General features: G+C 66.9%; 13 protein-coding genes and 2 pseudogenes. 11 read left to right on the top strand and 4 right to left on the bottom strand.

Annotated elements, in window-relative coordinates:
• A pseudogene (locus tag ACIKT0_RS05245) lies at positions 1-77 on the bottom strand (hypothetical protein); the annotation flags it as partial.
• A 28-nt stretch (positions 78-105) separates the two neighbouring features.
• Positions 106-477, bottom strand: a pseudogene (locus ACIKT0_RS05250) (Ros/MucR family transcriptional regulator); the annotation flags it as partial.
• A 53-nt stretch (positions 478-530) separates the two neighbouring features.
• Here ACIKT0_RS05250 and ACIKT0_RS05255 point away from each other — a divergent pair.
• A complete protein-coding gene (locus ACIKT0_RS05255) occupies positions 531-773 on the top strand; it encodes a hypothetical protein (RefSeq protein WP_407104324.1) in 243 nt (80 codons plus the stop codon).
• Here ACIKT0_RS05255 and ACIKT0_RS05260 read toward each other — a convergent pair.
• Positions 762-1943, bottom strand: coding sequence for an acyl-CoA dehydrogenase (locus tag ACIKT0_RS05260; protein WP_407104325.1), 1182 nt, complete (start codon positions 1941-1943; stop codon positions 762-764). The genes ACIKT0_RS05255 and ACIKT0_RS05260 overlap by 12 nt on opposite strands.
• Positions 1944-2119: 176 nt before the next feature.
• Here ACIKT0_RS05260 and ACIKT0_RS05265 point away from each other — a divergent pair, with 176 nt between their 5' ends.
• The 10 genes from ACIKT0_RS05265 to ACIKT0_RS05310 all read left to right on the top strand — a co-directional run bounded on the left by ACIKT0_RS05265 (position 2120) and on the right by ACIKT0_RS05310 (position 14986).
• The gene (locus ACIKT0_RS05265; protein WP_407104326.1) at positions 2120-3289 is read left to right on the top strand and encodes a transporter substrate-binding domain-containing protein; all 1170 of its coding nucleotides are present in this window, start codon (positions 2120-2122) and stop codon (positions 3287-3289) included.
• Positions 3290-3292: 3 nt separating this feature from the next.
• Positions 3293-3883: an ANTAR domain-containing response regulator gene (locus tag ACIKT0_RS05270; RefSeq protein WP_407104327.1), complete on the top strand. Its 591-nt coding sequence runs from the start codon at positions 3293-3295 to the stop codon at positions 3881-3883.
• Between the two features lie 178 nt (positions 3884-4061).
• On the top strand, positions 4062-6119 hold the full coding sequence (locus tag ACIKT0_RS05275; RefSeq protein WP_407104328.1) for a hydantoinase/oxoprolinase family protein: 2058 nt from the start codon (positions 4062-4064) through the stop codon (positions 6117-6119).
• Between the two features lie 29 nt (positions 6120-6148).
• Entirely contained in the window at positions 6149-8161 is a 2013-nt protein-coding gene (locus ACIKT0_RS05280; protein WP_407104329.1) for a hydantoinase B/oxoprolinase family protein, read from the top strand.
• Positions 8162-9128: 967 nt separating this feature from the next.
• On the top strand, positions 9129-10373 hold the full coding sequence (locus tag ACIKT0_RS05285) for a transporter substrate-binding domain-containing protein (protein WP_407104330.1): 1245 nt from the start codon (positions 9129-9131) through the stop codon (positions 10371-10373).
• A 61-nt stretch (positions 10374-10434) separates the two neighbouring features.
• A complete protein-coding gene (gene urtB / locus ACIKT0_RS05290; protein WP_407104331.1) occupies positions 10435-11328 on the top strand; it encodes an urea ABC transporter permease subunit UrtB in 894 nt (297 codons plus the stop codon).
• A gap of 1 nt (position 11329) precedes the next feature.
• A complete protein-coding gene (gene urtC, locus ACIKT0_RS05295; RefSeq protein WP_407104332.1) occupies positions 11330-12478 on the top strand; it encodes an urea ABC transporter permease subunit UrtC in 1149 nt (382 codons plus the stop codon).
• 7 nt (positions 12479-12485) lie between these two features.
• A complete protein-coding gene (gene urtD, locus ACIKT0_RS05300) occupies positions 12486-13235 on the top strand; it encodes an urea ABC transporter ATP-binding protein UrtD (RefSeq protein WP_407104333.1) in 750 nt (249 codons plus the stop codon).
• Entirely contained in the window at positions 13235-13930 is a 696-nt protein-coding gene (gene urtE, locus ACIKT0_RS05305; protein WP_407104334.1) for an urea ABC transporter ATP-binding subunit UrtE, read from the top strand. The genes urtD and urtE overlap by 1 nt, the downstream gene beginning before the upstream one ends.
• Before the next feature lie 216 nt (positions 13931-14146).
• Positions 14147-14986: an MOSC domain-containing protein gene (locus ACIKT0_RS05310; RefSeq protein WP_407104335.1), complete on the top strand. Its 840-nt coding sequence runs from the start codon at positions 14147-14149 to the stop codon at positions 14984-14986.
• On the opposite strand, the gene ACIKT0_RS05315 is transcribed toward ACIKT0_RS05310, so the two are convergent.
• Positions 14979-15810, bottom strand: an 832-nt coding sequence (locus ACIKT0_RS05315) for a copper resistance D family protein (protein ID WP_407104336.1), incomplete at its 5' end; no start/stop codon positions are given. The two genes, ACIKT0_RS05310 and ACIKT0_RS05315, sit on opposite strands and share 8 nt — an antisense overlap.

Here is a 15810-nt window from a genome sequence, read left to right on the forward strand (position 1 = left end):
ACGACGTCGGCGCCCTGGTGCAGCAGCTGGTAGAAGGCGTGCTGGCCGTTGGTGCCTGGCTCGCCCCAGACGATCGGCCTGCGCCGCCTTGCGGCCGAGGCCCATCTTGAGCGCGAGCTGCGAGCGTGCGGCCGCATAGTTCGGCGCGACCATCGGATAGTCGGCCGGCAGGCCCCACTTGGCGCGGTAATCTTCCGGGCTCATGTCGTAGGCCGTGCGCAGGTGGCGCTTGAGGCTCTTGTACTTCTTGCCGTCCTCGAGGCTGATCAGATAGTCCGGCGTGATGGACTTCTTGATCGGAACCGCCGGCTTGAGCTCGACAGCCGGCTCTTCCGTCTTGCCGCGCGCCGTGGCGCCCAGCGCCGCATGCACAGACTGGATCAGAGCGGGGAGATCGGCCGCAGGCACCGAATTGTTGCTGACATAGGCGCCGACGATATCGGCCGCGAGGCCGACGAAATCAATTTCATCGTTCATCGTGTATTTCGCTCCTTCACGAGTGAAGCACACATGCGCGCGCAAGACCGGAGATGCAAGCTCTTTCCGAGGAAATTTTTGGTCTGCCGACCTGCGTTGTTGCGCGCGCCGATGACGAGAGGGACGCGAAGGCCGGGGGAGAAGTAAAAATTGCGCGCATTCAGGTGGACGGCATGTCACGGCGGTCGCGACGCAACCGGCCGAAATTGGCGCCCGGAAAAATTGTTTGGTTAGAGGGCGTTATGGGACACTTCCTTGCGCGCCCTCGCGAAATCCAAGTCCTGTCAGAACGCTGACAGCCCGGTCAGGCCGCGCCCGATAATTAGCGCATGGATGTCATGCGTGCCTTCGTAAGTGTTCACAGCTTCGAGATTCAGCATGTGCCGCATGATCGGGAAATCTTCCGAAACGCCGGCCGCGCCAAGCATGTCCCGAGCCTGTCGGGCGATGTCGAGCGCCTTTCCGCAGTTGTTGCGCTTCACGATCGAGACTGATTCGGCGGCCAGCCCTCCTTCGTCGAACAGGCGCCCGACACGAAGAGCCGCTTGCAGGCCGAGCGCGATCTCGGTCGCCATGTCGGCGAGCTTTTTCTGGACGAGTTGGTTGGCCGCGAGCGGGCGATCGAACTGGCGGCGTTCGAGCGTGTAATCGCGCGCCACCTGGAGGCACTCCTCGGCTGCTCCCATGGCGCCCCAGGCGATGCCGTAACGCGCGGCCATGAGGCAGCTGAACGGCGCGCGAAGACCCGCGGCGCCCGGAAGCAACGCATCCTCCGCGACATGCACGTCGTCCATCACGATTTCGCCCGTGACAGAAGCGCGCAGCGAAAGCTTGCCGTTGATCTTGGGCGCGGAAAGCCCGCGCGTCCCCTTGTCGAGCAGGAAGCCGCGCACCTCGCCGTCATGCGCCTCCGACTTCGCCCAGACCAGGAAGACATCGGCGAGCGGCGCGTTCGAGATCCAGCTCTTGCTCCCGGTCAGCACGTAGCCGTCGGAGACCTTGCGGGCGCGCGTCGCCATCGAGGCGGGATCGGAACCGGCGCCCGGCTCGGTGAGGCCAAAACATCCGATCAGTTCGCCTGCCGCGAGCCCGGGCAAGTAACGCGCGCGCTGGCGCTCGTCCCCAAAGGCGTGGATCGGATGCATCACGAGCGAGGACTGCACGCTCATCATGGAGCGGTAGCCGCTGTCGACCCGCTCGATCTCGCGAGCGACCAGGCCCGACGCCACATAGGAGGCGCCGGCGCAGCCATATTCCGCCGGAAGAGTGACGCCCAGCAGCCCGCGGGCGCCCATCTCGCGGAAGATGCCGGGGTCGGACTCCTCCCGGGCGAAAGCCCGGACGACGCGCGGACGCAGCGTCTCGCGCGCGAAATCGGCCGCTGCGTCGCGGATCATCCGCTCCTCCGAGCTCAGTTGCTCTTCGAGCAGGAACGGGTCGTCCCAGCGAAACGTCTTGCGGCTCAACTGCGGCTCCCTGGTGAGATCGGGCGATCCTGTCGCGCGGCGTTCGCCGTCGCGCTTTGTCGCTCGACAGGTATTGACCGCCTGAAATGCTGCGCATAGCCTTTGCTGCAAGAGCGAAGGGGCTCTCGCCGGCGATGGCCGGGCGAGGGCCCCTTTTTTCGTTTTTGCGGGGGCTCATGGCGGCGAAACTAGACCTGGACCGTCCGCTGATCGTCGGCGCGCTCTACTCGCAGACAGGGCCGACCGCGTTCGTCGAGCGCACGCAATACAACGCGACGCTGCTCGCCATCGAGGAGGTCAACGCCGCCGGAGGCGTGGGCGGCCGCGAAGTGATCCCGGTCACCTATGACGCGCGCTCCGACCCGGCCCGCTTCAGCCAGCTCGCAGAACGCATGATCGACGAGGACGGCGCGTCCCTGCTGGTCGGCTGCTACATGACGAACACCCGCCAGGCGGTGGTCCCGGTCGTGGAGCGGCGCGGCGCGCTGCTCGCCTATGCGGCGCCCTATGAGGGCTTCGAGTATTCGCCCAACGTCATCTATGGCGGCGCAGTGCCGAGCCAGCACATCGTGATGCTGGCGCGCCATCTGATGGGCGCCGGCGGCAAGAGCTTCTACCTCCTCGGCACCCGCTACACCTTCCCGATCGAGTGCAACCGCGTGATGATGACGCTGGTCGCCGAGCGCAACGGGCAGACGCTCGCCGAGCGCTACGTGCCGCTCGACGCTTCGCGTCGCGAGCTCGACCAGATCGTGCAGGACATCCGGGCGAAGCGGCCCGACGTGGTCTTCTGCACCGTGGTCGGGGAGGCGGCGAGCGCGTTCTACGAGCTCTGCGCGGAGGCGGGCGTGGCCGAGCACACCACCATCGCGAGCCTCACCACCACGGAGGCCGAACTCGCGCTGATGCCGCCCGGCCTCGTTGAAGGCCACCTCACGGCGGCGACCTACTTCCAGTCCGTGGCGTCGGCCGCCAATCGCCGCTTCGTGCGCAGCTACCAGGCGCGCTTCGGCCTGCAGGAGCGGCTGAACGCGATGGCCGAGACGGCCTACAGCCTGACCCACATGGTTCTCGCGGCCGTCGGGCGCGCCGGCTCGGTCGACGCCTCCGTCCTGCGCGAGGATCTCGCCGCCACGCCGTTCCAGGCGCCGCAGGGAGAGGTCCGGCTCGATGCCGAGAACGGGCACATGTATCTCTGGCCGCGGATCGCGCGGGTCCAGTCGAACGATTTCAGGATCGTCGAGGAGACGGCCGCGCCGGTGAAGCCCGACCCCTATCTGATCGACCACGCGCCGCCCGAGTGGGACATCAGGCCGCCGGCGACAGGCCGGGCGGTGGGGCTCTAGGCCATGCTCAAGGCTCTGCGCGACATCCGCAACGTCCGCGTCGTGGTCTTTCATCCGAAGGATCGCGAATGCGACGAGCTGGTCGCGCAGTTGCGACGCATCGGCTGCCAGGTGGAGGCCATCTGGCCGCCGCGCGAAGAGGTTCTGCCGCTCGCCGAAGTGGTCTTCATGCTGTTCCGTCAGGACGGCTTCACCCATGTGCTTCTGAAGGCCCTGGCGGAGCGCGGGCCCGACGTCACGCTGGTCGGCATCGTGGAGTTCGAGAGCCCGGCGGTGATCGAGGCCGTGGCGCGCGCCGGCGTCAGCGCCATCATCACCAAGCCGATCCGCGCCTTCGGGTTGCTGACCAGCATGGTCGTGGCGCAAACTTTAGCGACAAGAGAAAAAAGCCTGCTTGACAGAGTTCGGAAGCTTGAGGATAAATTAAACGGCTTCAGAAGGCTGGAGAAAGCCAAGTCTATTCTGATGACCCGCAGGGGCTGGTCTGAGAAAGAGGCTTACGAAGCTATCAGGTCTCGCGCGATGTCTGCGCGAGTTGCTATGGACGTCGTCTGTTCGACGATCATAGATGCAGAGGAATTAACCGGGCCCTAGTCGCGTCGGCGCTGCTGCGCCGCCACCGGTCCGGACATATCGATCCGCGCGCGCCACCGATGTCGCGAACGGGTCACGGCTAAGGAAGCCATCGCCAGCATCACCGCTGGCGGTGGCTTTTTTCGTTTCTGCGCCCGGCCGCTGCGGCGGACGGCGCCGACCGCATGGAGAGCGATCGATGACGACGGAAATAGACGCCCTGGACAAGAAGGTGCGGGTCGCCTGCGACGTAGGCGGCACCTTCACGGACATCTGCGTGCTGAACGAGAAGTCCGGCCTGATGCACGTCGCGAAGGTCCCCACCACCCCTGACCCGATCGACGGCGTGCTGGCGGGCATCGACGCCGGCGGCGTCGACCTCAACGACCTGCTGCTGTTCAAGCACGGCACCACGCTCGCCACCAACGCGCTGATCACCCGCCGCTTCCCGCCCGCGGTGATGATCACCACCAAGGGCTTTCGCGACACGATCGAGATCCGGCGCGGCAACCGCGACGATCTCTGGGACACCTACAAGGAGATGGCGAAGCCCTACATCCGCCGCCGCGACCGCCTGGTCGTCACCGAGCGGACGGACTACGCCGGCAAGATCGTCACGCCGCTCGACGAGGCGGAGGCCGCCGACCTTGCGCGCATCGTCAAGAAGCGCGGCGTGAAGACCATCGCGATCTGCTTCGCCAACGCCTTCGTCAATCCGGAGAACGAGCGCCGGATGCGGGACGTCATCGCCCGCGAGATCCCGGACGCGACCATCTCGATCTCGAGCGACATCATGCCCGAGATCTTCGAGCATGAGCGCTTCTCCACCACCGTCGCGAACGCGGTTCTGGCGCCGGTCGTGGGCGGCTACGCCAAGCGGCTCGAGGGCCGCATGAAGGAGGGCGGCTACAAGGAGGACGTGCTGCTGCTGCACTCCGGCGGCGGCGTGATGACGGCCAAGATGGCGGAGAACTTCGCCGCGCGCCTGTCGGCCTCCGGCATCGCTGCGGGCGCGATCGCGAGCCGTTTCGTGGCCGAGCAGGCCGGCTTCAAGAACTCGATCGGCCTCGACATGGGCGGCACCTCGACGGACGTGTCGCTGTGCGACGACGGCCAGTTGCGGGTCACCAAGGAGTGGTTCGTCGAATACGGCTATCCGATCTGCTTCCCGTCGATCGAGGTGCTGACGATCGGCGCCGGCGGCGGCTCGCTCGCCTGGATCGACGCGGCCAAGTCGCTGCGCAACGGGCCGCAGTCTGCGGGCTCGACCCCGGGGCCGGCCTGCTACGGCCGCGGCGGAGAGAACCCGACGAACTGCGACGCCAATGTCGTGCTGGGCCGGCTCAGCGACGAACTCGCCGGCGGCAAGGTCTCGCTCGACAAGGCGCTCGCAACCGAAGCGATCCGCAAGGGCGTCGCCGAGCCGATGGGCATGTCGATCGAGGACGCGGCGCTGTCCATCCTCAAGGTCGCCAACGCCAACATGGCGGACGCGGTGCGGCTGCTGTCGATCCGCCGCGGCTATGACCCGCGCGACTTCGCGCTGGTGGCGTTCGGCGGCGCGGGCCCGCTCCACGGCGCGGCGCTCGCCAAGGACCTGTCGATCCCAGTCGTCCTGGTGCCGCCTAACCCGGGCGTCACCTCCGCGCTCGGCTGCCTGCTCGTCGACATCCAGCACGACGTCACGCAGATGTACCTCGCCAAGGCCGACGACGTGGACATCGCGGAGGTCGAGCAGACCTTCCAGGCGCTCGAGCGGGAGGGCCGCGAGCGCCTCAAGATGGAAGGCGTCACCGACGACCGCATGGTGTTCCAGCGCAAGATCGACATGCGCTATCTCGGCCAGTGGCGCGCTCTCTCGATCTCGCTGTCGGCGCCCGTGACCTCGCTCGACGAGGCGATCGCGACCTTCCACCACGAGCACGGCCGCGAGCACAATTACTCGCGCCCCGGCGCGCCGGTCGAAATCTACCGGCTGAGCGTCATTGCGACCGGCGTCACCGCCAAGGCGAAGTTCGCCGAGTTCGAGCCCGTGGACGCGAGGCCGGAGCCCTCGGGCGCCCGCATGGTGCGCTTCGACGAACTGCCGGAGGCCGTGGAGACGCCGGTCTACGACCGCACCGATCTGCGGGCCGGGATGAAGGTCGCGGGCCCGGCGGTCATCGACCAGCTCGACTCCACCGTCATCGTTCCGCCCGGCGTCACGGCCGAGGTCGACCGGTTCCTCACCATCGTCATGCGCATCCCGCAGGCTTGAGCCCAGCGAAGCGATAAGGGAAAACAGTCATGGCTGGCAGCTATCAAGACCTCGATCCGGTGACTTTCGAGGTTCTCAAGAACGCCTACGTCAACATCGTCGACCAGATGGCCGAGCAGATCTTCCGGACCTGCTACTCCTTCGTCATCTACTCGCGCGACTTCTCCTCCGCCCTGTGCGACGCCAATGGCGACACGATCATGCAGGGCTCGGGCGACATCGCGGCGCATGTCGGCACGCTGCACTACACGGCGAAGGCGGTGATCAACGCCTTCAAGGACGACATCCATCCCGGCGACGTCTTCGTCGTGAACGACGTCTACCAGGGCGGAACGCACTTCAACGACACCCGCATCGTCCGTCCGATGTTCTACAAGGACGAGCTGCTGGGCTTCGCGCAGGCCAACGGCCATTGGGCCGACGTCGGCGGCGCGGTGCCGGGTTCGTTCAACGTCAACGCGCTCGACCACATGGCCGAAGGCCTGCGCATCACGCCCACCCGGGTGTGGAGCAAGGGCAGGTGCCTGGACGACGTCTGCAACCTGATCGCCTCCAACACCCGCGCGCCGGCCGACATCATCGGCGACATGCAGGCCCAGGCGGAGGCCGCCAAGGTCGCGGAGCAGGAGATCTGCCGGCTGGTCGAGAAATACGGGCTCGACGTGATCAAGACGTCGTTCGGCGCGGTGCAGGACTATGTCGAGACGCTCACCCGCCAGCGCATCGACGCGCTGCCGGACGGCGTCTGGGAGACCGAGGACTACATCGACGTCGATCCCGGCGCGGGCGAAGGCCTCGTGCCGATCCGCGTCCGCATGACGATCGACGGCGACACGGTGCATTACGACCTGTCGAAGTCGCATCCGAAGTCGATCAGGAGCTTCCTCAACGCCTGTTTCGGCGGCTCCTTCGCGGCGATCGTCGCGGGCACCAAGATGCAGTTCCCGGAGATCCCGCTGAACTCCGGCTTCTACCGCGTCGTCACCGTCGACCTCGGGCCGGAGGGCTCGGTGGTCAACGCCTCCTGGCCGACGCCGGTCGCCGGCTTCTGCTCGGGGCCCTTCGAGAAGATCATGAACTCGATCTTCGAGCTCTGGGCCGAGGTAATGCCCGAGCGCGCGATGGCCTGCACCTTCAACCTCGACTACCTGCTGATCGGCGGGCGGGACGGGCGCGAGGCCGGCCACAAATACTTCATGTGGTACGACTGGATGGTCGGCGGCTGGGGCGCCCGCAACGGGCGCGACGGATGGGCGGCGACCGGGCCGGTGTTCGGCGTCCAGCTGGGCACCCAGCCCTTCGAGGGGCAGGAGCGCCTCGCGCCGGTGCTCACCACCTGCCATGAGCTGCGCGTCGACTCCGGCGGTCCGGGCGAATCCCGCGGCGGCATGGGGGTCCAGAAGGGCGTTATCCTGACCAATGTCGACCGGACCGTGGTGTCCTACTGCTGCGACCGGGAACGCTCGATCACCTGGGGGCTCTGGGGCGGACTGCCGTCGATCCCGCACGGCGTCTGGGTCAACCAGGGCCGGGAGAACGAGAAGTATCTCGGCTCGCTGTTCTCGAACGAGCCGCTGCAGTCCGGCGACCTCGTCAGCCGGCCCTCCGCCGGCGGCGGCGGGCTCGGCGACCCGCTCGAGCGGGATCCGCAACTCGTCTGCGAGGACGTCGCCGACGGCTATGTGTCGATCGCGCGCGCCGCGCTCGATTACGGCGTCGTCGTGAAGGAGGTCGACGCCGATCTCGCCGAGTACCGCGTGGACCACGAGGCGACTCTCGCGAAGCGGGCCTATATCCGGGCCAACCGCCTGAAATGGCTGCAGGTGGATCCGGAGGAGATCGCCGCGAAATACCGCGCCGGCGAACTCGACATGCTCGACCTGATCCGGACCTACGGGGTGATCGTCAACTGGGGCTCGGGGGAATTGCTGCGCAAGACGACGGAGCAGTTCCGGGCGATGCTTCTGCGCCGCGCGGCGCCCTATTGGGGCAAGCGGCGCTCGCCGGGCGAGGACGCCACGGTTTCGCTCAAGGTCGCCTGACCGTCTGCCGCGTCGAGCCGGCCTCCTGCGAGGCCGGCTCGACCAACACCCTTACGACGCTGCCTGTCTCGCCGCGCGGCGAGACGGGCTTTCGTGCGACAGAAAACGTCTAGATAGATCATCTATATCCCTCCTGCAGCGACCGACGAGCCGACCTCGTCCTCGCGCGCTGACGCCCTATGCTGCATCGCACAGTTCGGCCGGTGGCAGACGCGGCGGGGATCGGCGTGCCGGCCTCTCCCGCCGCCTGGGGCGCAACAGGGCATGACCGCTAAGGTCGGGCCTCTCCAGGTGAGGCCGCACGCAAGCATAGGGGCCCCGCGGCGGCCCATTGTCCGGCGTCCGGCCTCAAGGCGAATGGGGGCGTCAGCGCCCGGCGCGCCTTCAAAGTCAGAAGAAAATCACAGCTGCGGGCCGCCGAGGCGCGGGGCTTGCGTGTAGCCAACAAAGCTTTCCGGCTTCGGCGGAAGGGCATGCTCGCTCAGCCCGCTCGCGCCCCGCCCGGCTGCGCTCAAGTGTGCCGGGCGAACGTCCGGGGCGGGCGTGATCGGAGCGCATCGAGAGGTCGGCGACGCTTCGCGCTGCAAAAAAACTGCGCCTCTTCGTAGCCCGGAAGCGAAAAAAAACAGCAGTGATCGCTAGCCGACGCGCCAGAGAAAACGTCTAGATCATGGGGCGAGCCAAGGGCGTTCCGCTGCTTTACGACCTATCCTGTATCGTTGGGCGACGCAGGAAGTCACATCTGGCGAAAGGTGGTTCCCGATGTCGACCCCCAAGTCATCGCAATGTTGATGGCGTCCGAATGCCCTTCCGACGTCTCTTATCTAGCGCAAAAGTGGCGAGCATGGCGATGGTGCAATCATTTATAGTCGAGTGGATACATCAAAGAAGGCGGTAATTACCCGAAGAAACGTGACTGGCATGCGGCTTGCTGACATTGCACGACCTTCAAACGGGGAGAATGCCAATGTCGATGACCCGCCGCACGATGCTCAGCGTCTCGGCAGCTTCGCTCGCCGCGCCGTACTTCTTCACGAGGTCGGCGCAGGCCGCCGGTCCGATCAAGGTCGGGGTGCTGTTCTCGCTCACCGGCGGACTGTCGATCATTGAGAAGTCGCTGCGCGACGCGACCATGATGGCGATCGCGGAGGTGAACGCGGCCGGCGGCGTCGGCGGTCGCCAGATCGAGGCGATCGTCGAGGACGGAGCTTCCGACCCGAAGACCTACAATGAAAAGGCCTCCAAGCTCGTCATCCGCGACAAGTGCGTGACGGTGTTCGGCTCCTACACGTCGGCCAGCCGCAAGGCGGTGCTGCCGGTGTTCGAAAGGCGCAAGAATCTCTACGTCTACCCGACGTTCTACGAGGGCTTCGAGTGCTCGAAGAACGTGATCTACACCAACGCGGTGCCGAACCAGCAGCTGTCGAACTTCATTCCCTGGATCTCCAAGACCCTGGGCAAGAAGAAGTTCTTCATCGTCGGCTCGAACTACGTCTACCCGCGCGAGATGGCCAAGGTCTCCAAGATCCTGATCCAGCAGCAGGGCGGCGAGTATCTCGCCGACGAGTATCTCGAGCTCGGCGATTCCGAGTGGGGCTCGATGGTCAACAAGATCAAGAACTCAGGCTGCGACGCTGTCATCTCCAACGTGGTCGGCGACTCGATCGTGGCGTTCTACCGCGAGTTCAAGAACCAGGGCCTCTCGCAGGACAAGATCCCGATCTGCGCCTCGGTGACCTCGGAGATCGAGATCGCCGCGATGGGCCCGGAATACGCCGCCGGCAGCTATTCGTCCTTCCCGTATCTGATGGCGATCGACACCGACGCCAACAAGAGCTTCATCGAGCGCTACCGGAAGTTCGTCAACGATCCCAAGGCGGTCACGCACAGCCCGCTGCAGTCGGCCTATATGGGCGTCTTCCTCTGGAAGCAGGCCTGCGAGAAGGCCGGCGAACTCGAGCCGCTCGCCATCCGGGACGCCTTCAAGGGCCAGGAGATGGACGCCCCGATCGGCCGCGTGAAGATCGATGGCGAGAACCTCCACACCTACCTGACGCCGCGCATCGCCCAGTGGGGGGCGGACGGCCAGGGCAAGATCGTCGACGAGTACAAGGAGCCGCTGCGGCCGCTGCCTTACGCCGCCTATGGCGAGACCGCCGACAACCTGTTCTGCAAAGAGAGCGGCCTCGACAGTTCCAAGCTGAAGCTCTGATCAAGCCCTGACGACCGGCCGCTCTGGCGGCCGGTCGCAAGCATCAATCGAGGTCAGGTTTATGGTAGACACGTTATTCATCGGTCTAAGCGTCGGCTCGGTGCTTCTCCTGGTCGCGCTTGGACTCGCGATCACCTACGGCGCCATGGGGGTCATCAACATGGCCCATGGCGAGATGGTGATGCTCGGGGCCTATACGACGGTGATGACGTCGACCTGGCTCGGGCTGGGGATCTGGTGGTCGCTGCCGATCGCCTTCGTGGTCACGGCCCTGGTGGGGCTGCTGATCGAGCGGCTGATCATTCGCCGCCTCTACGGCCGGTTGCTGGACACGCTGCTCGCCACATGGGGCGTGGCGATCCTGATCCAGCAGATGATCCGGCTGGAGTTCGGCCTGTCCTTCTTCGGGATCCACATCCAGGGGCTCGGGCCGGGCCTGCAGAACATGTCCATCCCGGACGTCCTCGCCGGAACGATCAACATCTTCGGGACGGAGCTCAACAAGTACCGCGTCTTCATGATCCTGGTCTGCGCTCTCATGACAGGCGTGACCTGGTTCATCATGTACAAGACCAGCGTCGGCATGCAGGTGCGCGCGATCATCCGCAACGCCAGGATGGCGGCCGCGTGCGGCATCGACGTGAAGCGCATCAACGCGCTGACCTTCGCGTTCGGCTCCGGGCTTGCGGGCGTCGCCGGCGTCCTGATGGCGGGCTTCAAGACCGTCTTCCCCGACATGGGCACGCCGATGGTGGTCGACGGCTTCCTGGTCGTCGTGGTCGGCGGCATCGGCAGCCTGATCGGCAGCATCCTGGCGGCCGGCCTGCTCGGGCAGGTCAACGCGCTCGTGGCGTGGGCGCACAACGACGTCATCGCCCGCGCGGTCGTGTTCGCGGTCGTCATCCTGACCATCGTGCTCAAGCCCAACGGGCTGTTCGCTTACAAGAGGCGCTGAGATGCAAGCCACAAAGCTGCGGCTGAATCTGGCCGTCTACGTCATCTTCATCGCCTGCATCCTGCTCGCCCCGATGTTCCTGGAAGAGTTCGCGCTCAACCGGCTCGCCAAGTTCCTCGTCTTCGGAATGCTTGGCGTCGCGATCGCCCTGTCGTGGGGCTATGCGGGCATCCTCAATCTCGGTCAGGGGCTGTTCTTCGGCCTCGGGGCCTACATGCTCGGCATGTCGCTGAAGCTCGCGAGCCCGACCAGCATGGCGCAGGGCTCCGACACGCCCGTGCCTGACTTCATGCTGTGGAACGCAGAGCCGGGCTCCAAGACCGACCTCTGCTGCATCAATGGCGGCTCCTGGCTGTGGATCCCGTTCCAGAGCCACTGGTTCGGCATCCTGATGGGCATGGTGCTGCCCACCCTGGTGGCGTTCGGCCTCGGCACGGTGGTGTTCCGCAAGCGGATCGCAGGCGTCTTCGTGTCCGTGATCACGCTGGCCTGCGTGCTGCTGGTGCGGCTGCTGATCGTGGACGCCCAGCCGCTCACCAATGGCTGGAACGGCCTCACCGACCTCGGCGTGCTGACCATCGGCGAGACCGAGTTCGACCCCTACAGCGCCACGACCTACTACCTGGTCGCGATCTCGCTTTCGGTCGCGCTCATCCTCGGCCGGCTGCTGACCGAGACGCGCAGCGGCATGATCCTCCAGGCGATCCGCGACGACTACAACCGTGCGCGCTACCTCGGCTTCGAGGTGTCGTCGTTCCAGGTGTTCTTCTTCTGCGCGTCGGCCCTGATCGCCGGCTATGCGGGCATGCTCTACGTCATCGTCGCGGAGTTCGCCTCGCCCTCCTTCATGGAGCTGTCCTTCTCGATCACCATGGTGGTGTGGGCCGCCGTGGGCGGTCGGGGTTCGCTGATCGGGGCGTGCATCGGCGCGCTGCTGATCAACGTGATCGAGACGTCGGTGAGCGAGACCCCTGCGCTGGTCGAGGCGTGGAAGGTGATCATCGGCCTGATCTTCGTCCTTGTCGTGCTGTTCATGCCGCAGGGCATCGCCGGCCTCGCGAGTTCCGTGACGGACCGTGTGCTCGAGCGTTTCAGCGGTCGCGCCGCCCGTCTGCGGCAGGCCGACAGCCAGCAGCAGCCTGCGGAGTGATCGAACAATGACTGTCGCAGCCCTGACCCTGGACGGACTCGGCGTCGCCTTCGCGGGCTTCAAAGCCGTCGACGGCGTCTCGATCATCATCGAAGAGGGAGAACTGCGGGTCGTGCTCGGCGCCAACGGCGCCGGCAAGACCACGCTGATGGACCTGATCAGCGGCAAGACCCGGAACACCTCCGGCCGGGTCTACCTCTACGACACCGACATCACGCACTGGCAGGAGCACCAGATCGCCCGCGCCGGTATCGGCCGCAAGTTCCAGATCCCGAGCGTTTTCCGGGAGCTCTCGGTGCGGCGGAACCTCGAGGTCGCGAGCTTCGAGACGCCGGGCGTGTTCTCGAACCTCTCGCTTCGCCAGACCGCCGCGAGCAAGCGGCGGGTCGAGGAGGCGCTCGAACTGACCGGCCTCGGGCCGCAGGCGGATCGTCTCGCCGGCGGCCTCAGCCACGGCCAGACGCAGTGGCTCGAACTCGGCATGCTGATCACCCAGAACCCGAAGATTCTGCTGCTCGACGAGCCGACCGCCGGCATGACGCAGGCCGAGACCCACAAGACCACCGAGATCCTCAACGCGCTGCGCGGCAAGCACACGATCATCGTCGTCGAGCACGACATGGCCTTCGTGCGCGAAGTCGCCCGGCGGATCACCGTGATGCATCTCGGCCAGGTGCTCGCCGAGGGCGACATCAAGACCATCGAGAAGGACGAGCGGGTGAAGCAGGCCTATCTCGGCTCGAAGGGGATCATGTGATGCTGAGCGTCGCCAACATCGACAGCTACTACGCCCGCAGCCAGATCCTGCATCGCGTCACGGCCGACATCCCGACCGGCGAGATCACCGCCGTGCTCGGGCGAAACGGCGTCGGCAAGACCACCTTCCTGAAGACCATCATGGGCCTGACGGACAGGATGTCGGGGCAGATAACCCTGGACGGCAAGCCGCTCGGAACGGAGCCGACATTCCGCCGCGCGCGCGCGGGCATCGCCTATGTGCCGCAGGGACGCGAGATCGTTCCCGACTTCACGGTGCGCGAGAACATCCTGATGGGCGCCTTCGCAGCCCCTCAGGGGCAGCGCGAAGTGCCGCCGCTGGTCGGCGAGCTGTTCCCCTATCTGCGGGACAACATGAACCGGCACGGGGGGCTGCTGTCGGGCGGGCAGCAGCAGCAGCTCGCCATCGCGCGAGCGCTCGCGGCCAAGCCCAGCATCCTGCTGCTCGACGAGCCGACGGAGGGCATACAGCCCAACATCGTCGAGGAGATCGAGAACATCATCATCCGGCTCAACAAGGAGCTCGGCCTCACCATCATCCTTGTCGAGCAGAACCTCGAATTCGCCCGCCGCGCGGGAGACAACTTCGTGATGATGGAGAAGGGCCGGATCGTGGCCTCGGGGCGGATGAGCGACCTGACGGACGACCTCATCCACCGCCACCTCGCCGTCTGAGGTCTTACTCACCGGCGCCGTTCCCGCGACAGCGGCCGCTGAGGGCGCCGCCTCGCGTGAACCGTTCCCGCCTCAGGGGTCGATCCCAAGCCGCGGATCGTCGGAGCGCCGGCGATCCGGTTCGAGAAGCCCTTGCGGGCGGCTGAACGGCGGCGCCCCCGGACGCCCCCGGGGGCGCCGTTCGTTCTCTCTCCCCGTCCGAGCAAAGGCACGGAAATGATCTCTGGACGTCTCGACGCGATCTGGCGTCACCCGGTGAAATCCCTGCTCGGAGAGAGTCTCGGCGCCGCCGCGATCGGTCCGGCGGGCGTCGAGGGGGACAGGGCCTACGCGCTGATCGACGTCGAGACCGGCAAGGTCGCGAGCGCGAAGCGCCCGCAGCTCTGGCGGCGGCTGCTCGAGGTGGGCGCCGAGACCGCGCCGGACGGGGAGCTGCGCGTGCGCTTTCCGGGCCGCGATCCGGAGCCGCTTGGCGCCGCCGGGATCGATCGGCTGTTCTCCGACTTCCTCGGCCGCAAGGTCCGGCTCTCCGCTCTTCGGCGGAACGGCGAAAGCCTCGATCGCTCCCTCCCCGAGGAGGTGCTGGCGGCGGGCGAGGGGGCGGCGGTCGGGATGACCGATCTGCCGATCGCGCAGGCGGCGCCGGACGGCGGCTTCTTCGACTACGCCCCGATCCATGTGCTGACGCGCGCGAGCCTCGATCGCATCCGCGAAGCTTGCGGCGACGACACGGTGACGGCCGAACGCTATCGGCCGAACCTCGTGATCGACTGTCCGGACGCCCCGGCGTTCGCCGAGAACGACTGGACGGGCGGCGAGATCCGGATCGGCGGCGCGGCGCTGAAGATCATCTGTCCGACCCCGCGCTGCTCGGTGCCGATGCTCGCCCAAGGGGCGCTCGGCAAGGCGCCGGGAGCGCTGACGGCCGTGCTCGAGCTCAACCGCATCGAGCTGCCGGACTTCGGCCCCGGCCTCTATCCGTGCCTCGGCGCCTTCGCCGTGCTGGCCGCGCCCGGGCAGGTGAGGGTGGGCGATCCCGTCAGCGTCGTCATCTGACGACGTTGACGGAGGTCCTGACCGTCGCCTGCTCGAAATCCGAGATCAGGATGTCGACCCGCACCGTCCAGCGGCCGGGCGACGGAATGCTGACCTCGTCCACCACCCAGCTCGCGTCGGTCAGCCTGCGCGCCGGGCGGCGGATCGGCTCCAGCTGCCCGAGCGGGTCGAGCAGGACGACGGTGACCTCCCTGGCCGCGAGCGGCGTGGCGTCGACGTTGAGCACGCTCACCGTCGCCCTGGAGCGGCCGACGCGGGCGGGGCTGAGCTCCAGGTTCGCCATCGCGCGCACGCCATGGGCGTGGAACTGCAGGCCGTTCACCGTGACGGTCACGGCCTCCATGCTGCGCGGCGGCGGCGTGAAGCGCCACAGGCCGACGACGCCGAGCGTCAGCACGCCCAGCAGCAGCTCGACGGCGATCGTCCTGCGCAGCCGCCGGATCGCGACGGGCCGCCCCGCCGCCACGCCGCCGGACAGGGCGAAGCGGTTGACGGCGCCGAGCGCGAACATCGGCGCGACCAGCGCGAGCTTCGCGAGCAGCACGACCCCATAGGCGCTGCTCCAGAGCTGCGAGACGGCGCCGAGCTGCGCCCACGCCATCACGGCGCCGGTCAGCAGCAGAACCGCCGAGGTGACGAAGATCGGCAGCGAGAAGCGGGCGAGGGCGGCCGCGCCTTCGTCCGGGGACGAGCGCAGCGCGTTGAGCAGCGGGACGAAGGAGCCGAGCCAGAACAGAACCGCCGCGACGTGAAGCGCGATCGCGGGCTGCATCAGCCAGGCGGGCTCGGCGGCGCGCGCATGTCCGTAGGCGACGAAGGCCGCG

It is taken from the genome of Hansschlegelia beijingensis (genome assembly GCF_045505405.1).
Classification (GTDB): Bacteria; Pseudomonadota; Alphaproteobacteria; order Rhizobiales; family Methylopilaceae; genus Methylopila; species Methylopila beijingensis_A.